This is a genomic window from Algoriphagus terrigena DSM 22685 (assembly GCF_000429445.1).
Classification (GTDB): Bacteria; Bacteroidota; Bacteroidia; order Cytophagales; family Cyclobacteriaceae; genus Algoriphagus; species Algoriphagus terrigena.
In genome coordinates this window covers 493,920-514,939 of record NZ_KE386904.1, presented here as the reverse complement: position 1 = coordinate 514,939, position 21,020 = coordinate 493,920, and the positions used below count along the sequence as shown (strand labels likewise).

20 protein-coding genes are annotated in these 21,020 nt (G+C 42.3%); 19 read left to right on the top strand and 1 reads right to left on the bottom strand.

Annotated elements, in window-relative coordinates; all coding sequences use genetic code 11:
- The first annotated feature begins 109 nt into the window (after positions 1-109).
- From G459_RS30520 to G459_RS0126045, 18 genes are all read left to right on the top strand, one after another.
- Positions 110-1,354 (top strand): ABC transporter ATP-binding protein, encoded by a 1,245-nt coding sequence (locus tag G459_RS30520; RefSeq protein ID WP_026970212.1) that lies wholly within the window; start codon positions 110-112, stop codon positions 1,352-1,354.
- Positions 1,351-2,271 carry a class I SAM-dependent methyltransferase gene (locus G459_RS0126125; RefSeq protein WP_026970211.1) on the top strand — a complete coding sequence of 307 codons (921 nt, stop codon included), beginning with the start codon at positions 1,351-1,353 and terminating at the stop codon, positions 2,269-2,271. The genes G459_RS30520 and G459_RS0126125 overlap by 4 nt, the downstream gene beginning before the upstream one ends.
- The gene (locus tag G459_RS0126120; RefSeq protein WP_026970210.1) at positions 2,264-2,965 is read left to right on the top strand and encodes a class I SAM-dependent methyltransferase; all 702 of its coding nucleotides are present in this window, start codon (positions 2,264-2,266) and stop codon (positions 2,963-2,965) included. The genes G459_RS0126125 and G459_RS0126120 overlap by 8 nt, the downstream gene beginning before the upstream one ends.
- Positions 2,953-4,062 (top strand): glycosyltransferase family 4 protein, encoded by a 1,110-nt coding sequence (locus G459_RS28670; protein ID WP_051315448.1) that lies wholly within the window; start codon positions 2,953-2,955, stop codon positions 4,060-4,062. Before G459_RS0126120 ends, G459_RS28670 begins: the two co-directional genes overlap by 13 nt.
- Positions 4,063-4,268: 206 nt before the next feature.
- Entirely contained in the window at positions 4,269-5,303 is a 1,035-nt protein-coding gene (locus G459_RS29320) for a glycosyltransferase family 2 protein (protein WP_051315447.1), read from the top strand.
- Entirely contained in the window at positions 5,281-6,180 is a 900-nt protein-coding gene (locus tag G459_RS0126105; protein ID WP_026970209.1) for a glycosyltransferase family 2 protein, read from the top strand. The genes G459_RS29320 and G459_RS0126105 overlap by 23 nt, the downstream gene beginning before the upstream one ends.
- Positions 6,173-7,066: a glycosyltransferase family 2 protein gene (locus tag G459_RS29315; RefSeq protein WP_026970208.1), complete on the top strand. Its 894-nt coding sequence runs from the start codon at positions 6,173-6,175 to the stop codon at positions 7,064-7,066. The genes G459_RS0126105 and G459_RS29315 overlap by 8 nt, the downstream gene beginning before the upstream one ends.
- 37 nt (positions 7,067-7,103) lie before the next feature.
- Positions 7,104-8,297, top strand: coding sequence for a glycosyltransferase (locus G459_RS0126095; RefSeq protein ID WP_169725074.1), 1,194 nt, complete (start codon positions 7,104-7,106; stop codon positions 8,295-8,297).
- Between the two features lie 41 nt (positions 8,298-8,338).
- Entirely contained in the window at positions 8,339-9,235 is an 897-nt protein-coding gene (locus G459_RS29310; protein ID WP_169725073.1) for a glycosyltransferase family 2 protein, read from the top strand.
- Positions 9,236-10,111: a glycosyltransferase family A protein gene (locus G459_RS0126085; protein WP_026970206.1), complete on the top strand. Its 876-nt coding sequence runs from the start codon at positions 9,236-9,238 to the stop codon at positions 10,109-10,111.
- A gap of 9 nt (positions 10,112-10,120) precedes the next feature.
- Positions 10,121-10,774 carry a class I SAM-dependent methyltransferase gene (locus G459_RS28650; RefSeq protein ID WP_084454722.1) on the top strand — a complete coding sequence of 218 codons (654 nt, stop codon included), beginning with the start codon at positions 10,121-10,123 and terminating at the stop codon, positions 10,772-10,774.
- Complete coding sequence (locus tag G459_RS0126075; protein WP_026970204.1) at positions 10,771-11,727, top strand: glycosyltransferase family 2 protein; 957 nt, start codon at positions 10,771-10,773, stop codon at positions 11,725-11,727. The genes G459_RS28650 and G459_RS0126075 overlap by 4 nt, the downstream gene beginning before the upstream one ends.
- Before the next feature lie 571 nt (positions 11,728-12,298).
- Positions 12,299-13,243, top strand: coding sequence for a glycosyltransferase family 2 protein (locus G459_RS29305; RefSeq protein WP_051315444.1), 945 nt, complete (start codon positions 12,299-12,301; stop codon positions 13,241-13,243).
- Between the two features lies 1 nt (position 13,244).
- A complete protein-coding gene (locus tag G459_RS0126065; protein WP_026970203.1) occupies positions 13,245-14,450 on the top strand; it encodes a glycosyltransferase in 1,206 nt (401 codons plus the stop codon).
- 260 nt (positions 14,451-14,710) lie between these two features.
- Positions 14,711-15,847, top strand: coding sequence for a glycosyltransferase (locus G459_RS0126060; protein ID WP_026970202.1), 1,137 nt, complete (start codon positions 14,711-14,713; stop codon positions 15,845-15,847).
- Between the two features lie 103 nt (positions 15,848-15,950).
- Positions 15,951-17,090: a hypothetical protein gene (locus G459_RS0126055; protein WP_245588246.1), complete on the top strand. Its 1,140-nt coding sequence runs from the start codon at positions 15,951-15,953 to the stop codon at positions 17,088-17,090.
- Between the two features lie 382 nt (positions 17,091-17,472).
- Entirely contained in the window at positions 17,473-17,865 is a 393-nt protein-coding gene (locus tag G459_RS0126050) for a four helix bundle protein (RefSeq protein WP_026970200.1), read from the top strand.
- A 302-nt stretch (positions 17,866-18,167) separates the two neighbouring features.
- Positions 18,168-19,283, top strand: a complete 1,116-nt coding sequence (locus G459_RS0126045; protein ID WP_084454745.1) for a glycosyltransferase family 4 protein — start codon at positions 18,168-18,170, stop codon at positions 19,281-19,283.
- A 204-nt stretch (positions 19,284-19,487) separates the two neighbouring features.
- Here the strand turns inward: G459_RS0126045 and G459_RS30245 are convergent, their stop codons facing one another.
- A complete protein-coding gene (locus tag G459_RS30245; protein WP_169725072.1) occupies positions 19,488-19,628 on the bottom strand; it encodes a hypothetical protein in 141 nt (46 codons plus the stop codon).
- Between the two features lie 432 nt (positions 19,629-20,060).
- Between G459_RS30245 and G459_RS28640 the strand changes: the two genes are divergently transcribed.
- Positions 20,061-20,432 (top strand): GIY-YIG nuclease family protein, encoded by a 372-nt coding sequence (locus G459_RS28640; RefSeq protein ID WP_084454720.1) that lies wholly within the window; start codon positions 20,061-20,063, stop codon positions 20,430-20,432.
- Positions 20,433-21,020: the final 588 nt, after the last annotated feature.

Sequence of the window (21,020 nt, the reverse complement as noted above, 5' to 3'; positions counted from 1 at the left end):
AGAAGGATGCAGAAGGTTTTTGCCGATGTGGCGTAACAATTTGTAACTAACGTAATTTTCATATCTCACCAATTCATAATTCTGAATTCATAATTCTGAATTCTAAAAAATGTCCGACACAATTATTAAAGTCGAAAACCTCTCCAAGCGATACCGAATCGGCTTACAGGAAAAAAAGGCCGATACCTTTGTACAACAGCTTTGGAATAATCTTAAAGCTCCCGTTGAAAACTTTAAGCGAATCAAGAGCTTGGGGAAATTTGAGGAGGGAAGTGGTTCAATCCACTGGGCCTTAAAGGATGTCAGCTTTGAGGTTAAGCAAGGTGAAGTACTGGGAATAATCGGGAAGAACGGAGCAGGAAAATCCACTTTGCTCAAGATCCTATCCAAAATTACCGAACCTACATCGGGGCGAATAGAAATGAACGGCCGTGTAGCGGCCTTGCTAGAAGTCGGCACCGGATTTCACCCTGAATTGACAGGCCGTGAAAACATCTATATGAATGGCACCATCCTTGGAATGACGAAAAAGGAGATCGATCAAAAGCTGGATGAAATCATTAACTTTTCGGGAGTGGAAAAGTATATTGATACACCGGTTAAGTTTTATTCTTCTGGGATGCGGGTAAGGTTGGGATTTTCGGTGGCCGCACATCTTGAACCTGAAATATTGATTATCGATGAAGTATTGGCGGTTGGGGATTATGAATTCCAACAGAAATGTTTGGGTAAGATGGAGGAGGTAAGTAAAAAGGAAGGGAGGACCGTATTATTTGTAAGCCACAATATCCAAGCAATAACAACTTTGACCCGAAGTACAATAGTTTTGAAAAGTGGACAAATGGTATTCAATGGTGGTACCGAAAAAGGAGTTACAACTTACCTTGGTTTGGAGAAGACAAGGTCACTTGATTATAGAAGTAACATAAGTAAAGGAATTGTAAGCGTTTCTATAAACACTTCAGAACCTAATAATATCCAAAGGTTTAATGAAAAATTTTCAGTTGAGATAACGATCAGTCTAATTCAGAATGTCAAGATTCCTTCTGTTTCCTATCAAGTTTTTGATGAATATGAAAACTCAATTTTTCATGAATTATTTTTGGCTTCAGAACACGAGTTAGATTTATCGACTAGTCAATTAAAAATTGTTTCGGAAATTAAAAATCTCAGACTGTATCCTGGTGAGTATTATTTGAAAGTTCATTATGCTGATAAATTTACCAAAATAAAATTGGATACAGTAGGTGAAATCTGTCATTTCAAAGTGGAAGTGATGGGTGAGTTAAGGGATTATTATTGGCAGCCTGGTGCAGCCAAATATGTTGAATATGGGAATTGGAGAATAGTATGATTAATCCAATCGATAGGGAGTTTAAATCAAAGTTAATTGAAAGAATTCCTACAAAAAAAATAGTCGCTAGGTATAAGAATGATTTTCAAGTTGATGTTTCACGATATTTTAGTGGGATTGATTTTGCAGAGATTTATGAATGTGAAGTAACGAAGTATAGATATTATTATCCTTTCTCATTTATGGGAGACGGTGTATTTTATATTGATCTAAGTAAAGGAAAAAGGAATTATTATCATGAGAGATGGGAACATAAACTAGCCCTCAGACATGTAAATAGTGGCCAAAAATGGCTTGAGGTAGGCTCTGGAAATTCATATTTTTTGAAAGAATTGGCAAAAAGGGGAGTAAAAGCTTTGGGATTAGAATTAAATAGCGAAGAAGTGTTGAAGGCAGAAAATGAAAAATTTGAAGTTCATGACTGCGATTTTTTTTCTTTTGAGGCTAAAAATAGTGAATATGATGTTATTGCCTCATTTCAAGTTTTAGAGCATATAAAAGATGTCTCCAATTATTTTGTAAAGGCCGGTGAATTGCTACGAAAAAATGGTAAGCTCATTATTGGAGTTCCTAATAGTAATCCCTACCTGTATGTGTTTGACAAATTTCACACATTAAATCTTCCTCCTCATCATATGGGATTATGGACAGGTAAGGCCTTAAAGAAAGTTGGAGAAAAGTTTGGATTCAGTTTAATTAAACTTCAATACGAACCGATTTCCCAATCAGAGTTAGATTACATTCTTGATCTTTTTTCAGTTGGTAAGATTTCAGTCCATAATTTGAAATTTTTTATTTTGAAAGCTTTTAGAAGGGTATTTCCGTCAAAATTATATCATTTCATATCATCGTTTTGCAGAAAGTATCTCGTCAATGGTAGAAACATTCTCATAGTATTAGAAAAGAAGAATGATTGATTTTAATCCGCAAGGTCTGACATTTGAAAACGTAGATCGGTTCTACATAAAGAGATCAATCTATCAATTCTTGGTGAGCAAATCCCTTATCCTTGATGGAGAATTGTTGGACATAGGTTGTGGAGAGATGCCTTACAAAAATGAAATTCTGGGAAAATCAAATGTAAATACTTATACTGGTATTGATATCTATGGCGCCTTGGAGTACAAAAGGGGAGTAAAGCCGGATTATTTATGGGATGGGATCAAAATGCCATTCGATGATGCTTCTTTTGATTCAGGTATTGCCACTGAGGTTTTGGAACATTGTCCGGATCCACATTTGACTTTGACTGAAATTAATAGGGTGTTGAAACGAGATTCACCTTTGGTCTTGACTGTGCCTTTTTTATGGCCAACGCATGAGGCCCCTCATGACTATTTTCGGTATACGCCCTTTGCTATCCAGCGATTATTAGAACAATCCGGTTTTGTTAATGTTGAAATTAATTGCCTTGGAGGTTGGGATGCCTCAATAGTACAGATGCTTGCGCTTTGGATCAAAAGGAGAGGTTTTTCGATAAGGATGCAAAAATTTCTATTTGTTGTTTTCAAACCTTTTCTAATAAAACTTTTAAGTAAAGACAAAATCAAACCTGCCCTCAGTGATCAAATCATGTTTACAAGTCTAGGAATTGTTGCATGGAAAAAATAAATATTTGTTTTACCTCACCTTCAAAAAATGTGTATTCTGAAACCTTTATTCAGAATCTTAAAAAGAGTATTGACGGGAATATTTTTAATTGTTTTGGATTTTTTCCAGTTGAGTCTGAAGATGGAGAGCTAAAGAATCCCTCCTCAGCACCGCTTATTATTAAAGCATTATACAAATTAGGATTGATCAGAATACCTCTCAGGGAATTGTACTTGGAGTCTTACTTGAAGCGTAAAAGGATTCAACTCATTATAGCCAATTATGGTCCTTCAGGTGCAGAGTTAAGCGAGATTTCAGAAAGGCTAGGGATTTCGCTCATTGTTCATTTTCATGGATACGATGCCAGTGTAGAAAAAGTCATCCAAAATTATATAGTTGGATACCACACTATGTTCAAAATAGCAAAGGCTATAGTTGTCGTGTCCTCTGAAATGAGACAAAAAGTAATTAGGCTTGGGGCTGATGAAAAGAAGGTTGTTTTATTGAGATGTTCACCTTCAAAGCTATTCAATGATATTAACCCCGATTATCAATCCAATCAAGTGCTAGCGATTGGAAGGTTTGTAGAGAAAAAAGCTCCTTATTTGACTTTATTGGCATTCAAAAAGGCTCAAGAGATATGTCCTAATCTTCGAATTAAGTTTGTGGGCGAAGGAGATTTGCTTTCAGTTTGCAAGGATATTTCCGAGTCTTTGAAAATTGATAATGTTGAGTTTGCTGGAGTATTATCTCCTTTATCGATAGCAAAAGAAATGGCAGAATCATTCTGCTTTGTTCAGCATAGTAAAACCGCTGCAAATGGTGACAAAGAAGGAACGCCTGTTGCGATCCTTGAAGCCATGGCAGCGGGGCTTCCTGTAATTAGTACCTATCATGCGGGGATTCCTGATGTCATTACATCTGATCAAAATGGGATTTTGGTCCAAGAGGGAGATGTAGATGAAATGGCTCAGGCCATTGTAAACCTGTACAAAGACCGTGATTTGGCGGAATATCTAGGTGAAAATGGCAAGAAATATGCTATGGCAAATTTGACAAAAGAGCAGTATAATTTACAGTGGAATTCATTAATTAGACAGATAGTTTTGGGGGTGTAATTCTCCTTCTTCAAAAATTCCTGGTATTTGAAGAAATTAGTAAAACGATGGTTTAGGTATTATTCAACAATCTTTTAAAAAAATTCCTATCATTATATTTCTCGCTAAATTATCTGAATAGTTACTTTATAAAGTATTGACTTTTTACTAGGTTGAATTGAAAAAGTGGTGGTTCGAGAAGTTAAAGTTATTCAATTTTGTTTGTGATGATTTCTGATAAGGTTTCAGTCCTGATGGGGGTATACAATTCAGAATTATACCTAAAGGAAGCCATTGATTCTATACTAAGCCAATCATTCAAAGATTTTAAATTCGTAATTATAAATGATGGTTCTACAGATGATTCTGAGCAAATTATTCTTTCCTATAATGATGTCCGGATTATCTATCTTAAAAACTCTGAGAATATAGGCATAGGCAGAACAGTAAGAAAAGGAATGGAAATGATTCATTCCAAATACGTAATTCGAGTTGATTCTGATGATATCAGTTATCCAGAGAGATTTGCTACTCAAATTGACTTCATGGATCGCCATCCCGAAATTGCTGTCGCAGGAACTCATTTTGATGTAATTTGGGGAGAATATCGTTCTAGCGAACTGACAGAAACTCCTTTGGAGATTCGGACAAGAGCATTGTTTGAATGCCCAATTATTCAACCTAGTATTATAATAAATAATGATTTTTTAAGAAAACATAACCTTAATTACGATTTCCGATTTGAGGTAGCAGGTGATTATGGTCTTTTTATGGATACTCTCATGTTTGGAGATTTGGCCATTATTCCTAAAAAATTAATGGCTTATCGAAAACATAAAGGGCAATTAAGCTCTACAAAGTATACTCTTCAAGATGAGAATTCTACAACTAAGCGTATTGAAATTTTGAGTAAATTAGGAGGGGCTATCTTTAATAAAAGAGAGCGTACCTTGTATATGCAATATTCCTTTCATAGAAAATTAGAAAAGACTTCTGATTTTTTAGAAATTAAAATACTACTTAAAAAAATTAGAAATATATACTTTAAGCAAAATTTGTATTTATTGGATAAAAAATATTATTTAAAACTTGAATATGAAAGACTTGAAATTTTATTTATTGAAAACAAGATTCATGGTTTTTCATTACTTAGGGAATACTTAGTTTTATATGGTTTTGATTTTAGAATTTTTTTATTTTTGGGTTTGAGTTTGAGAGTTTTGAAGTATACTTTCCTTCATGGAAAAGCGAAAAGTGGTTGATTTAGAAGTAAGTGTTATAATTCCAGTTTATAACTCAGAGAATTTTCTTCAAAGAGCGGTAAGTTCTGCTCTTATACAGGAGCATGTAAATGAAATCATTATTGTAGACGATGGGTCACAAGATGAATCGTTAGCGTTAAGTTATCAGTTAAGGGAGTTGTCAAGCAAAATTCAAGTTTATACCCATCCAAACAAGAATAATCTTGGATTAGCTGCAACTCGTAATAGAGGGTTAGAGTTTGTAACGGGAGATTGGGTGCAATTTTTGGATGCTGATGATGAATTATTGCCTGGGAAAATTTTAGCCCAAGTTAACTTGATTCAAAAATCAGAAATCAAAATTCCATTTATTGTTGGTAATTCTGTCGATGTATTTGAAGACAGTAGAAAACATTTGAACCGATTTTTTACTGATCCTTGGATAGGTTTGTTTTGCAGCAAGCTGGGAAATAGTTGTTCCAATCTATTTGAAATATCTGTCTTAAAAGAAGTTGGTTATTTTAACTCATCCCTAAGAACTAGTGAGGAATATGACTTGATGTTCCGAATCATGAAACTTGGATACTTGCCGAAGTATGATTCAAGTTTCTTGACCTTGATCTACAAAACTACAGGATCATTGAGTAGGGGTGAGCAACACCGCCAAACCATGATTCTTAATTGGGTTAACCTAAGACTTCAAATTCGGGATTTCTTAGTCTCTCAAGGTAAATTTGGTTCTAAGGAAACTTATTATTATTCGGCTTACATGGGCATGTTTCACAATAGTTTCAAGCAAGAGTACCATCCGTCCATTAATCGGCTCTACTACATGTTGTTTTTGCTTAAACAAAACTTAAAGACAATATTCAAACGAAAGCTCATTCAGCATGAATAATCTTCCCCTAATCAGTGTATGTGTCATTGCTTACAACCATGAAAGATTTATACTGGATTGCCTTGAAGGAATTGTTGCCCAGGATTATCCAAACATCGAGTTGGTCATTTCAAACGATGCTTCAATAGACAGAACTCACCAGAAGATCGAATCGTACCTTGAGAAATTGGAACCATCAAGGTGCATGAAAGTGAAATACTTCAACCAGGAAAAGAATCTTGGAATTAACCCAAATTTGAAATTTGCCTTGGATCTTTGCCTAGGAGATTATATTGCGATTTGTGAGGGGGACGATTATTGGCTGTCGCGAGATAAATTGAGTCGTCAGTTTCAATCAATACAGAATACTTTGTTTTCAGGGAGCTTTCATGATGTTCAATATAAGAAGGAAGGTCGAATATTCGAATCTTTTATAAGTGATTTTAGTGGGTTATTAGTTAATAGTTTAAGTGTTATAACTCTCAAAGAATTGATGGCTTCAAAATGGTTGATTCCTACTTGTTCATTTTTCTTTAAAAGAGAACATCTATTTTTGCCTGATTTTTTTCATGAATTGAAATTTGGAGATTTTCCATTGTTTTGTTCTGTTGCTATAAATGGAGATTTCCTTTTCTTACAAGAAATTAACGCTGTATATAGAATGGATAATCCAGGAAGTCAAATTAATAAAATTGATCCACTTGGATCTGTTATAAAGCATTTGGACTATATCAGATTTTTGAATTGGATATTAGAGAGGAAAGATTATATTGAAATTTATGAAAGGATTAATTTTCATTTATTAAGATCAAAGCTTGAAATAATCTCATTTCAAAATTCAAGTATTTATAAAATTGCAAAAAACATTCAATTTGTTATAATTCGTTTTTTAAGATTTTTGAAGTGAAGAGGTTTTTGAAATGTTTGAGTTGTTTTCTCTCAAAATGACTAAGAAAGTCCTAATTATACCCTCTTGGTATCCATTGGCTTCTCAAGCCCTAAATGGCTCGTATTTTCAAGAACAGGCACGATTTCTAAGCAGGAATGATGGATTGGTAATTCAAGTTCTTTTTGGCGAGAAAAAATCATGTTCCTTGTTGAGGTGGATTTGGACTTTCATTCAATCTTGGCTAAATACTAAATACCCAATATTCGATGCAACAGTTCAAAATGACCCTCCTGCATTTTGCTTTAAGTTTCCTGCGAATAGGAGGGTTCCTGATAACCTTCAGATTGGCTTAGAGTTAAGATTATTTTGGAAGACTTATAGTAGACTTATTCAAAATGGATGGCAACCAGATCTACTTCACGCCCAAAGCGGCATGGATGCGGGGATTTATGTCCACCATATCAGCAAGCAAACCGGGATACCATTTGTGATTATGGAACACCAAGTATTTGTCTTTCACTATTACTCCAAGCTGCGGTCCACTTTGATTATGGATGCTTTTAAAGCCGCGAGACGAACTGCGGCTGTCAGCTACGATGAGCGTAGGCAGGTAATGATGAACCAGCCCGCATGCAATCCCGATGTGATTTGGAATCTGGTAGATGAGGACAGGTACAGCATAGACTTAGGAAAGAGGAAAAAGGAATTTACTGTCATCACTATTCTCAATTCCTTGCCCATCAAAGGAGCGGTTGAATTCCTGGAGGCGATTGCGATTGTACTCCAAACGGATCCAAGCCTAAGATTTATTATGATTGGGAAAGGCGCTAATAAAAGTTCGGCCCATTCTTCCGAAAACCTATTTGTACGCAAAAGCCGGGAATTGGGGATTTTTGAAAAAGGAGAATTTTTCCCTTTTGTGCCTAGGGAACAGATTTCGGATGTGCTCAACCAAGCCCATGTATTTGTTTCGCCTACAATTCAAGAACCCCATGGAATAGCCGTGAGGGAAGCGATGATGTGTGGGCTACCAGTAGTCAGTACCGCCAACGGTGGGGTCGAGGACAGTATTACGCCTGACACTGGGATAATTGTACCTGTCCGAGATGCAAAATCTATGGCCGAAGCTATTTTGAAGGTAAAAGAGAATTATTCCTGGTATGATCCACAAATAATTAGGGAACTGGCAATCAAACAATGTGGGAAGGACGCATTCCTTCAATCCATGACTTCATTTTATCGACCTTGATAGGAAATAACAGCGAAGTTAAGGTCAAATTGAGTGTTTGCATGATTGCCTACAACGTCGGCGAATACATTGGCGATGCAATAGAAGGAGTTTTAAACCAGAATGCTGATTTTGATATAGAATTGGTGATTTCCAACGATTGTTCCTTGGATGACACAGAAGAAGTTGTGTTGAAATATGCCAAAGAACATCCAAAAGGACATTGGATCAAATACAAGCGACAGGAACGAAACTTGGGCTCGACTTTGAATTATCTCTGGGCTTTGGAAAACTGCACGGGTGATTACATTGCACTTTGTGATGGGGATGATTTTTGGACGGATGTTTCTAAGGTGCAGAAGCAAATTAACTTTTTGGAGACCCATTCCGAGTTTATAGGGTCATTTCACAACAGGGAAAAACGTGACATAGAGGGGAGAATACTATCAAACTCGATTCAGGAGAGTGAAAAGCGAAATTGGAGTTTTGAAGGTCTGATCTCTACAATGCCTGAAATCCCCTCTGCTTCTGTTGTCTTTCGCAAGCCCTCGAATTTCAAACTTCCTAAGGAATTCGAAAAAGTGGTAGTCAATGGAGATACCTTCCTTTGGGCCTACGTCTTGCAGTTTGGAGATTTTAGTTTTGATCCAAGTATAAGCCCATCTGTCTATCGAATCCATTCTCAGGGACTTTGGTCTTCAAAGAGCAGTTACCGGAAGTCAAAGCTTTCATTAAACACTTACCAATTACTGGATGCGGCATTTCCAGGAAAGGCCAGTATCAAATTGCAGATTTTTACCATCCGTTTCCACTTGTTTTACTATGGGATCAAAGAAAAGAAATGGGCCGCGGCTTTAGGCTTTTATCTCTCCAACCTTTTTGGATTATTGGCCTACCCCAGAGGCTTGGAGGTTTTTTGGGCTTTCCATAAATCTTTTGTTTTTAAAGGAAAGAGATAGGTGTTCATTTCGGTAATCATCCCCTACTACAAGGATTTTAGTGGTCTTTTGCTAATTCTCAACTCATTGGAATGGCAGACCCTACCCCTGCATAACTGGGAAGTGATAGTCGTAAACAATGATCCTGATTTGCCTTTGATCCTTCCCGAAAAACTCTCTATTCCTTATAGCTTGAGGGTTTTGGAAGAGCCGAACCCCGGGTCTTACGCAGCCAGAAACATGGGTATCGCTGCAGCCAGGGGAAATATCTTGGCTTTCACCGATTCCGATTGCCTGCCGGATACCAATTGGCTGAAAAATGCATGGGAGATGTTTACCCAGGATTTCAAAAAGGAGATAGGAATCTTAACTGGACCCGTTCCTTTGTTTTTTAGGGATTCAAACCATCTGAGTGATGCAGAGATTTATGAAAAATATACCGGTTTTACTACCGAAGCATACGCCAAAGATGGACATGCCATCACTGCAAATTGGTTCTCCTACAAATCTGTCTTGGAGGAGTTTGGCTGTTTCAACGATGAGTTGAAGTCCAACGGCGATTCGGAACTCTCTGGGAAAATAAGCCAACGATACTCCGTCGTTTGGAATGAAAACCTAATAGTAAGTCATCCGGCGAGATACAGAACGGAAGATTTGGTCAATAAATACCGGAGATTGTTGGGGGGTACCTTCACCAGGAAGTTTCAGGACAATGCAAAGGGATTTCGTAGTCATGTACTGGGGTTCATTTGGAGACGGTATCGCTTTGCATTTAAGAAACTGGTAAGCGTTTCTCCCTATGAGTCCCTGGCCATCTTGAGGGTTTGTCATGCCATTAACTTAGGGGCCCTGCAGGAATACTTTGATTTGATTAGGGGAAAAGAAACGAAAAGATAAAAGCTGATCATGTTACAAAGCCTAAAGAAGCGGTTTTATCAGTATTACACCAGTAAGCACCGGCTGATTCAGAAGCCGAAATTTGAACAAATGCCAGTTCCGGAGATCGGCTATGCACTAATAGAAAATGCAAGGCTGTTGGCCACCAGGGAACAATTGCTCTCTCTCCTTCCAACCAACGGGGTGGTTGCCGAACTGGGCGTAGACCATGGGGATTTCAGCCAAAAGATCCTGGATATCAATCAACCCACGAAACTCCATCTGGTGGATGTCTGGAAAAGTAAACGCTATCCTGAGGAGCTATTTTATAAGGTCAATAAAAAGTTTGAAGTTGAGATCAAAACCGGAAAAGTCGAGATCAACAGAGGCTTGTCCACGGAGGTGGTGAAGGATTTCCCAGACAAGTATTTTGATTGGATCTATATCGATACGGCGCACAGCTATTCTGTAACTAATTCTGAATTAGAGACCTATCTGCCGAAGATGAAGCTGGGCGGGATTATCGCTGGGCATGATTTTACTGTCGGGGAGATCGATGTTCCTTGGAAGTATGGCGTAATCGAGGCGGTATATGAGTTTTGTAGCAAGCGTCGTTGGGAGATTGTTTATTTGACGATGGAGCGGGGCATCTCGCCGAGTTTTGCAATCAAAGCAAAAGCATGACTTTAGACCCTTTGGTGTCCATTGTTATCCCTGTTTATAACAAAGGTGCTTTTCTCAGGGAGACTCTTGATTCGGCCTTGGGACAGACCTATCCAAATATAGAGCTGGTCTTGGTCAATGATGGCTCGACAGATGGGTCATTGGGTATCTTGGAAGAGTATCGGTCCCGTTTTCCGGATAAGATCCAATCTATCCACCAAGCCAACGGTGGCGTATCCAGAGCCACGAATGTCGGGATAAGCGCCAGCAAGGGGGACTACATCCAATTTCTCGACGCAGATGACCTGCTGTCACCCGATAAGCTCGCTAATCAGCTTAACCTGCTTGAGGGAAAGTCTGAATGGACCATCGCCTCCTGTGAATGGGTGAATTTTAAGGATCAAGTCTCTCAGTTTTCCAGATTGCCGTATGGGGTGTTTCAGGATTTTGAGACGGGGTTAGACTGGTTGCTACATTCCTGGAATAAACAGGAAATGATGGCCGATTCTTCCTGGCTTACCTCAAGGTCGCTGGTCGACTTGGCTGGCCCCTGGAATGAATCCCTGACCATCAATCAGGACGGGGAATTTTTTATGAGGGTATTGCTGAGGAGTGAAAAGGTTCTTTTCGATACCAAGTCAAGGGCCTACTACCGCAGTTTGGGAGCAGGCAGTGTCAGCAGTCAAAAGTCCTACGAGGCTGCCCAATCCCTATTAGAATCCTTTGTCCTTTACGAAAAGCAAGTATTGGACATAGAAGATTCCCTGAGGATCAGGAAAGCCTTGAAACGGGTCTTTATGAAGTTTATCTATGACGTGTATCCGCTGTATCCTGACCTGCTTCAGGATGCGCGGAATTTGATCAAGAAACTGGAAGTGCGGGAACAGACGCTGATCGGTGGCCCTAAATTCCAACAGATGTCCAGATTGATCGGCTTTGAAAATGCCCTTCGCTTAAAACGTTTTTTGGGTTGAACGTCATTGCAATTCCCCGTCATTGCGAGGATTCGGATTACAGCCATGGAGTTTTGAATAAGGCTAATGAATCCGAAGCAATCTTCAGCAGAGAAGTAGAAACAAATGGGAGACTGCTTCGTCCTCGTACCTCGTCCTCGCAGTGACGTAGCATCCGAAGCGTTCCTATTCAATAAGCAGATTGCTTCACTCGTTCCTCACTCGCAATGACGTGCCGCCTCGCAATTACGATGCTTTCGCAGTGACGTAGCATCCGAAGCAATCCTATCCAAGAAACAGATTACTTCACTCGTGCCTCACTCGCAATGACGTGCCGCCTCGCAATGACGATGCTTTCGCAGTGACGGGTTACGTCATTGCGAGAATTCGGATTATAGCCTTGGAGTTTTGAATAAGGCTAATGAATCCGAAGTAATCTCCAGCAGAGAAGTATAACCAAATGGGAGACTGCTTCTCCACGTACCTCGTCCTCGCAGTGACGTAGCATCCGAAGCAATCCTATTCAATAGGCAGATTGCTTCACTCGTGCCTCACTCGCATTGACGATGCTCTGCCAGTGACCTAGAAATTCATGTTTTCCGTAATCATCCCTCTATTCAACAAGAAAGATTTTGTCACCCGAGCCATTGATTCGGTTTTCACTCAATCCTTTACCGGGTTTGAGCTTATTGTGGTGGATGACGGCTCCACAGACGGGGGAGGGGAATTTGTCGCTTCTAAGTATGGCTCAAAGCTCAACTTAATTCAACAGACAAATAAGGGGGTTTCTACAGCCAGGAATGTCGGAATCAATCAGGCAATGTTTCCATGGATCGCTTTTTTGGATGCTGATGATTATTGGCATGTCAATTATTTAGAATTTGTTTCCAAGGTGATCGCTGTAAATCCAGTTATCGGTATGGTTGGTACACGGTATAGTTCAACTGAAATTGAGTCAACACCAATACTGCATTGTTTTAAACTTGATCATTATTTCCGAAGAGCAGTCAGGAATACCATGTATTTCACCTCTGCGACCGTTATCAAAAAAGATTTTTTCAGCAACAATCCCGGTTTTGATCCCCAAATCAAATTGGGAGAAGACATCGACCTTTGGCTGAGGGCGTCCATTTTTTATGGGGATGGGTATTACATAAATAACACCCTAGTTTATTATGGACAGGAGGATGCTCAAAAGGCCACAAACAAGATATATCCCCTCAACGAAACCCTGATTTCAAAGATTGTAAAGCAGAATTATCATTTCTCAGCTAGAAACAGGTCAAATTTCATTGAAAAGGAGTTTTTAGATTTCAGGGACAAATGGATCTACTTTACCCTTTTTCCCCACTATCGCTTAAAATCTAATGAACGACCCATTGCAGATACCTTGAATAGTTTGCCGGGCAGGTACTTTTTGGTCAGGGCAATATATCTGCTTCCCTTTGGATTGCTTCATCGGCTCTTTGCCACGGATTTTTTTTCTGGATGGTTTAGAAAGTACATGAAATTCTGCTTCCGCTTTATCTACACCTGAGTTGAGGGTCCTTCGGATTGTATCAGAGTTGGATTTTGGTGGAGTGGAGCAGGTCCTTTTGCTCTCCATACTGGCTCTGGCCAAAGTCGATGGGCTTGAGGTTAAAGTAGTCGTCCTGGGCAGGGGAGGGCGGATCGCGGGTAAACTCATCAGTGCAGGATATCCTGTGCAGATCCTAAATCGAAAGGTGAGGATCCCCAACCTCAGGCTGGTGTGGAGATTAAAGCAATTACTTCAAGCCGAGCGTCCAGACGTCATCCATTGCCAAGGTGCGGAAGCCAATTTCCATGGTCTTTGGGCCGCAAAGATGGCAGGAGTAAGAACCAGGATCGGAGAGGAGATTGGCTTACCCAACCATCATTCTTATTGGAGAGGAATCTTTAGATGGATTTATCGGAAAGCAAACAGTGTTATTGCTATCTCGGAGGCGGTAAAAAACAATATCGTAGAATTGGGAGAGGTTGGGGGAGAGAAGGTGAGGGTGGTTTATAATCCAGTTTTTTTGGAGAGAATAGAGAATAGAGAACAAGGATTAGAGAATAGGGAGCAGAGAATGGAGAGGACCGAACGTAAAGAATTTGTCCAGTGGACAAATTTAGTTAGAGCCTGTCCCGAGAAGCGCAGCGTATCGGGAGGCCAGGATGCGGGTGGGGATATAGAAAATAGAGATAAGAAATTTGTTTTTGTGACGACCTGTCGATTAGTGCCGATCAAGAATTTGGATAGGCTGATCCAGGCATTTGCAGGGCTGGTAAAGGCAAATCCGAGCAGAAATCTGAGGTTGAGGATTCTTGGAGATGGGCCGGAAAGAGGGAACTTGGAATTGTTAATTAAGAATTTAAAATTGGAGAGTCAAGTTGAATTATTGGGTTTTCAATTCAATGTTTGGCCCTATTTGGTGGAGGTAGATGCTTTCGTTTTACCGTCCCTTCGGGAGGGTTCTTCCGTATCGTTGGCAGAAGCCATGGGTATGGGCTTGCCGAGCATTGTCACGGAGGTGGGCGGAGCATCCGAGATCTTGGGAACCAGTAATTCCGGACTGATGGTCGACCCACTCAGTGTCGATTCTATTCGGTCTGCCATGCAATCCATGCTTGACCTCACCGCTGAAGAGCGAGCGAAGATGGGACAGCAGGCGAAAGAAGAAGCAAAGCGCTTTTCGGTGGAGAACTATATAAAGGACTTGATGTCGATCTACACCGAATGATCACGTCATTGCGAGGACTCCCCAGTAAGTTTAAAAATTGGCTTTGATGATTCTAGTCCGAAGCAATCTCCACCAAAAGAGTAGAAATAAATTAGGGAGACTGCTTCGCTCCGTACCTCCACTCGCAGTGACGGTTGCCCCGAGGCAATCTTATTAAAGGATAATGTTACCCCACAATGAGATTGCTTTCCCGAACAATTCGGGACAGGCAGTCGCTGCAAAACAACTTATAAATCCAATATGACCGATAGCTCCTCGCAATGACGTACAAAATTCGCGTCCTTCATTGCATAGAAACCATCGCCTCCGGCGGTGTAGAGCAGGTTCGCTTAACCTTGGTCAAGGGACTTCCCAAGGATCAGTTTGAACACAAAATCATTTGTACCTGGAAAGGTGGCGCGATAGCGGAGGCTTTGGAAGAGGAGGGTGTGCAACTGATCCCCATTGGCTCATTCCGACATCCTTTTGAATGGAAAAAGCACCGAAGGGTAATCCAGATAATCCGGGAGTATCAGCCCCATATCATCCATGGAGCCATCTTTGAAGGGATGAGTATGGCAGCCATTTCGGGGTACTGGGCGGGTGTGCCGGTGCGGATCTTGGAAGAGACCTCGGAACCCATCACCCGAAGCCCAAAAGCCATCTGGCTTCAGCGGTTTTTCCTAAGGCTTTCGGATGTCATCATTGGGATTTCCCCCTCAGTGGTTGAGTTCCTGCTTGACAAGGCGAGATTGCCTGGCCAAAAAGTACGGTTGATTAATAATGGCATTGTAGTTCCCCCCAAGAATCTCTCTGCGGAAAACTGGGATCTACGAAGAAGTTTGGGGTTTGCAGAAGCTGATTTTGTGGTTGGTGCGGTAGGGAGGGTATTTGACCAAGTGAAGCGCTTCTCTGACATCATCCGGGCCCTACAGCTGATCCGCAACCCCTCGGTAAAACTGTTGATCGTCGGGGACGGCCCCGATCTGGCGGGTTTGAGAGCCCTTGTCTCGTCCTTGGGCTTGGAAAGCCGGGTGAGTTTGGTTGGACAGCAAGCCAATCCCCATCCGTATTATGGAGTAATGGATGTCTTCTGTATCCCTTCAGCCCATGAGGGCTTCGGCTTGGTGGCAGTGGAAGCCATGATGCATGGACTTCCGGTGCTTGCCACATCGGTGGGCGGACTCAAGGATGTCGTGGTGGATGGGGAAACCGGTTTTTTGGTGCCAAGCCATAGTCCGCCCCTACTTACAGAAAAAATCCGGTTCCTGATGGACCATCCCGAGGTAGCCAAACAAATGGGAGCGAAGGGGAATGCCCGTGCGATGGCAAACTACTCGGCTGAGCAGTATTGCAAGGAGGTCCAAAGTTTATATTCCGAACTTTTAAGAAAGAAAGGGACGCTGGAGTGCAGCTGATATGCTAGACGTACTTGTGATTTTACTGGTGATTTTTGCTCTTGTCAACTCTAACAGCAGTATGGCTAGACGGTTTCGACTATCTCCAAAATTAGAGTTGCATTTGCAGTACCTATTAGCCTATCATGTTTTTTTTAGTTTATTCTTTACTTGGTATATCCTCAATTTTGGCGGAGACTCTCAAGGATATTGGAGATTTGGGATGGAGCAGGCTATTGTCAAGGGAGAGATTACCTGGATGTCCTATTTCGGGGATTCTACTTGGTTTATTCTTTGGCTTTGCTACATCCCCAGTAAGATTTTGGGATTAAGTTACATCACCGGAAATATCCTCTTTGGTGCATTGGGCTTTATCGGCATCCGTTATATCTATGTGATGGTCGCTGAGTATTTTCCTACAAATCATGACATATTTGGGATCTCACTTTTCCCCGCTGTTTTCTATTTCTTAAACCTTCACTTTTGGACTGCGGGAGTTGGAAAAGATGCGATTTGCTTTTGGGGCATTGCCTGGTTTTTATTCGCGGTGCAGAAGTATCAAATTCGCTGGTGGCAGGGATTGATTGCGCTTTTTTTTGTGTACATGGCCAGACCGCACATGGGACAGGCTTTGCTGGGAGGTACGGCCATGGCGATCATGCTGGGCTCCGAACTTAAATTACACTTTAAGATTCTAATGGGGGCGGCTGCAATGGCGGGCACCTATTTAATGCTGGATTCTACCGCTGAGTTCTTAAAAGTTGAAGAACTAAATCTTGAAACACTTACAACTTTGACAGAGACTACCGCTGGAAACTTGAGTAGGGGAAATGTTGGCTCGGCTGTAGATATTTCAGGCTATTCGCTTCCCATGCGTCTATTTACCTATCTTTTTAGACCATTGTTTGTGGACGCACACAATTTTGTTGCACTTTTTTCATCAGTCGAAAATCTGGTATACCTCTACCTAAGCTTCTTTATCTACCGTAACTGGACTCCGGAGGCACTGAGGGATATGCCTCTGTTTTTGAAGGCAGGTATTATTACCTGGATTCCAGTCACCCTTGCCTTTATGAATGCCCTTAGCAATCTGGGGGTGGTGATGCGGATGAAGAATATGACCATGATCTACTTTCTGCTCTTTTGTTTTTTCCTGATTGCCTATAACAAGAAGCTGAGAATCCAAAAGGCGATGGAAAGGGTGAAAGACCTGCAGCAGAGAGATGAGATTAGGAGGAGGAAGGCTGTTGTAAATGGGAAATAGAGACTTGGAGAATAAGAGATTGGGAGAATAGGGAATGGGGAATGGGAGAATGGGGAATGGAGATCGGGAAATAGAGAATGGGAGAATGGGAGAATAAGAGACTGAGAGAATAGGAGATTAGGAAAGAATGAGAGAGAAGAAAATTGGAGAATAGAGATTAGGAGAATGGGGAATGGAGAATGGGAGAATGGGAGAATAGGGAATGGGAGAATAGAGACTAGGAGATTAAGAGATTAGGGGTATTAGAGACTTGGATAATAGCATCAATCTCTCAATCTCCCAATCACTCAATCTCTCAATCACTTAATCACTTAATCACTCAATCACTCAATCTCCCAATTACTCAATCACCCAATCTCCCAATCACTCAATCACATATCAAATGAAAATATCGGAAAGCTTTGAAGATTTGGTGTGCTGGCAGAAGGCCTATCAACTGAAACAACGGATAAGGGTGGAGGTGTTGCCTCAACTACCTCCGAAAGAACAGTTTGAACTCAAATCCCAAATTGTGAGAGCAGCACGTTCTGCCACCGCCAATATTGCCGAAGGATGGGGTAGATTCCACTTTCTCGATTCCAGTAGATTCTACTATAATTCACGGGGTTCTCTTGCAGAGATCATAGACCATCTGATCGAGGCGAAGGATGAAGGATATATCTCCGTGGATCTGTACGAAGGTCTCAAATCCCAAGTACTGGAAGCGATCAAGGTGCTCAACGGCTTTATCTTCTACCTGAAAAGGGAACATGCCAAGACAAATGTCAAGAATTAATCCAGCAGTCTCCCAACAACCCAATCTCTGAGTCACTCAATCACTCAATCTCTTAATCACCCAATCTCTTAACCACTCAATCGCTTAATATCTAATCCCCCCCTGCAGCCTGGCCCCAAGCTAAAAATGTCCACTGGACATTTTTCTTACGCTTGGTCCTCTCTTAATATCCAATCTCCCAATCTCTCAATAACTCAATCTCTTAATCACTCAATCACTCAATCTCTAATATTTATTCCCCCAATTTTTTGAAAAGCAAGCAAGCGAAATCCAATATCCTCTTCCTCCCCAAATACCCTCCCATGGGGGCATCCAGTCGCTTGCGTACCTACCAATTTTTGCCTCTTTGGGAGCAGGCAGGCCATACCATCAGGGTGTCCAGCTTCTTCAATGATGATTACCTCACACAAGTTTATGCCCACCGACGTCCGGAGGTGTGGAATGTGCTACGCTGCTACCTACGGCGGTTCGTCGTCCTCTTTTCGGTGTTTCGATACGATTACGTCTGGGTGGAGAAGGAGCTCTTTCCCTTCCTTCCCGCATGGGCAGAGAGGCTGCTCAGCGCCGTTGGCGTAAGACTGCTACTGGACTACGACGACGCGGTCTTTCATAACTACGACCTCAGCAAAAAAGCCTGGGTCAGGACTTTGTTTTCGAATAAGATCGATCAGGTCATGAAGGCAGCAACATACGTCTTTGCTGGAAATGAGTACCTCGCAGACCGGGCAAGAAAGGCGGGTGCCGATCGTGTCATTATCCTGAGAACTGTGGTGGATCACGAAAAATACAGGCAGATACCCATCCTCAAAAAGCACAGGACGTTGCCGACCGGTGTGGGTTATTCCGAAGTGGCCGATGCCAGTACCGGTTCACCCGATCTCCCTACGATAGGATGGATCGGCTCACCCAGTACACTCAAATACCTCGGCCTGGTCTCTGAGGCGCTTTCCGAGCTTTACCAACGTGTGCCCTTCCGCTTTGTGCTGATCAACGGAGGCAGTGTACGGTACGGCAAATACCTAGCCCTGCCCAAGGAGGCGATTGTCCATCTGGTCTGGTCGGAGCCTGAAGAGGTTGCCCAGCTTTCTGCCTTGGATATTGGCATCATGCCCTTGCCGGATGACCCTTGGGAGCAGGGAAAGTGTGCATATAAGCTCATCCAATATATGGCTTGCGGTCTTCCCGTGGTCGCCTCTCCGGTAGGGATGAACAATGAAGTCGTGTGTCACGGACAGAACGGATTCTTGGCAAGTACCCAACAGGAGTGGGTGGGCTACCTCGAAGTACTGTTGAGAAGCAGCGAAACCCGTCAGGCAATGGGTATAGCTGGCAAAGCCTTGGTGGAGCGGGAGTATACCTTGGCGGGAAATTTCCAGAAGCTCAAGCGGGTGCTTTCGGAGGAAGGCAGTGGTCAGTAGGCAGTTTGCAGTATTCGGCGATCGGTCGCATTGTGTCAGTCGCAGTAGGCAGTGTTCGTTAGGCAGTACGTAGTGTGCAGTGAGCGCAGTATTCGGCGAGCAGTGCTCCTTGTGTCAGTCCGAGCGGAGTCGAGGACTAACTTCTTGACTCAAGTTCAGTAAGCCGTGATCGTTAGGCAGTAGGCAGCCGGCAGTATTCGGCGATCAGTCGCATCGTGTCAGTCCGAGCAGCTTGCCCGCCGCGGCGGGGAGTCGCGGACCCAATTCCCAACTCTCGTCACTCAGGCTTTGACTCCTGACACTGAGTGGAGTCGAAGTGTCAACCTGACACAGTTCAGTGAACATTTCTGGTACGGGTTTCGACTCCGCTCAACCTGACACAGCGTTAGTGTAACACTTAGCACCTGACCAACGAGAGTTGGGAAGATCGAAGGAGATGTTTTCTATCTCAATTCAGGGCTTCGACTCCGCTCAGCCTGACAAACCGTAGAGGTCGCTCAACCTGACACATCGTTCGTGTCGTCCTGAGCGGAGTCGAAGGACATGTTTTCTATCTCAATTCAGGGCTTCGACTCCTGTCACACTGAGCGGAGTCGAAGTGTCAGCCTGACAAACCGTAGAGGTCGCTCAACCTGACACAGCGTTAGTGTCACACTGAGCACCTGACCAACGAGAGTTGGGAAGATCGAAGGGGAATGCACGTGAAATCCATACAGGACCTCGAATCGCTTTTTTTGATAAATTGGAGTTGATAGTTTCGGTACACTCCACTTTTTTATGAAGACGTATCATGTGTATATCCTAAAATGCACTGACAAAAGCTACTACACCGGTGTCACAAATGACATCGATCGAAGACTGGAAGAGCACAGTGATGGACTGGATCCACATTGCTATACTTTCAAGCGAAGGCCATTGCAAATGGTTTTCTTGCAGACCTTTAGAGAAGTAAAAGAAGCCATCGCGTTTGAAAAGCAGGTAAAGGGGTGGAGCCGGAAAAAGAAGGAGGCTCTCATCGAAGGAAATTGGGAGCGCCTGAAGGTGCTGGCGGAATGTAACAATGAGAGTACACATAAAAATTTTGGAATGGGCTTCGACTCTTGTCACACTGAGCGAAAGTCGAAGTGTCAGCCTGACAATGAGCAGTGATCGCTTACTTGGCATAGGGGGCATTCAGCCTGACACATCGTTAGTGTCACACTGAGCGGAGTCGAAGTGTTGGAATGGGCTTCGACTCCTGTCACACTGAGCGAAAGTCGAAGCGTCAGCCTGACACATCGTTAGTGTCACACTGAGCGGAGTCGAAGTGTTGGAATGGGCTTCGACTCCTGTCAAACTGAGCACCTGACCAACGAGAGTTGGGAAGATCGAAGTGTCAACCTGACAACGAGCAGTAATCGCTTACTTGGCATAGGGGTCATTCAGCCTGACACATCGTTAGTGTCACACTGAGCGGAGTCGAAGTGTTGGAATGGGCTTCGACTCCTGTCACACTGAGCGAAAGTCGAAGCGTCAGCCTGACACATCGTTAGTGTCACACTGAGCGGAGTCGAAGTGTTGGAATGGGCTTCGACTCCTGTCACACTGAGCGAAAGTCGAAGTGTCAGCCTGACAAACCGTAGTGGTCGCTCAACCTGACACATCGTTCGTGTCGTCCTGAGCACCTGACCAACGAGAGTTGGGAAGTTCGAAGGACACCTATCAACTCCATTCCAACAAAAAACACCCAACATCCCA

Coding starts and splice junctions, on each gene's coding strand:
- G459_RS29310 (WP_169725073.1), top strand. CDS start 8,339: ATGATTGCCTACAACGTCGGCGAATACATTGGCGATGCAATAGAAGGA.
- G459_RS0126050 (WP_026970200.1), top strand. CDS start 17,473: ATGAAAATATCGGAAAGCTTTGAAGATTTGGTGTGCTGGCAGAAGGCC.
- G459_RS30520 (WP_026970212.1), top strand. CDS start 110: ATGTCCGACACAATTATTAAAGTCGAAAACCTCTCCAAGCGATACCGA.
- G459_RS0126075 (WP_026970204.1), top strand. CDS start 10,771: ATGACTTTAGACCCTTTGGTGTCCATTGTTATCCCTGTTTATAACAAA.
- G459_RS0126045 (WP_084454745.1), top strand. CDS start 18,168: ATGGGGGCATCCAGTCGCTTGCGTACCTACCAATTTTTGCCTCTTTGG.
- G459_RS28670 (WP_051315448.1), top strand. CDS start 2,953: ATGGAAAAAATAAATATTTGTTTTACCTCACCTTCAAAAAATGTGTAT.
- G459_RS28640 (WP_084454720.1), top strand. CDS start 20,061: ATGAAGACGTATCATGTGTATATCCTAAAATGCACTGACAAAAGCTAC.
- G459_RS28650 (WP_084454722.1), top strand. CDS start 10,121: ATGTTACAAAGCCTAAAGAAGCGGTTTTATCAGTATTACACCAGTAAG.
- G459_RS29315 (WP_026970208.1), top strand. CDS start 6,173: ATGAATAATCTTCCCCTAATCAGTGTATGTGTCATTGCTTACAACCAT.
- G459_RS29305 (WP_051315444.1), top strand. CDS start 12,299: ATGTTTTCCGTAATCATCCCTCTATTCAACAAGAAAGATTTTGTCACC.
- G459_RS0126105 (WP_026970209.1), top strand. CDS start 5,281: ATGGAAAAGCGAAAAGTGGTTGATTTAGAAGTAAGTGTTATAATTCCA.
- G459_RS0126125 (WP_026970211.1), top strand. CDS start 1,351: ATGATTAATCCAATCGATAGGGAGTTTAAATCAAAGTTAATTGAAAGA.
- G459_RS29320 (WP_051315447.1), top strand. CDS start 4,269: ATGATTTCTGATAAGGTTTCAGTCCTGATGGGGGTATACAATTCAGAA.
- G459_RS0126060 (WP_026970202.1), top strand. CDS start 14,711: ATGACGTACAAAATTCGCGTCCTTCATTGCATAGAAACCATCGCCTCC.
- G459_RS0126120 (WP_026970210.1), top strand. CDS start 2,264: ATGATTGATTTTAATCCGCAAGGTCTGACATTTGAAAACGTAGATCGG.
- G459_RS0126095 (WP_169725074.1), top strand. CDS start 7,104: ATGACTAAGAAAGTCCTAATTATACCCTCTTGGTATCCATTGGCTTCT.
- G459_RS30245 (WP_169725072.1), bottom strand. CDS start 19,628: ATGTTCACTGAACTGTGTCAGGTTGACACTTCGACTCCACTCAGTGTC.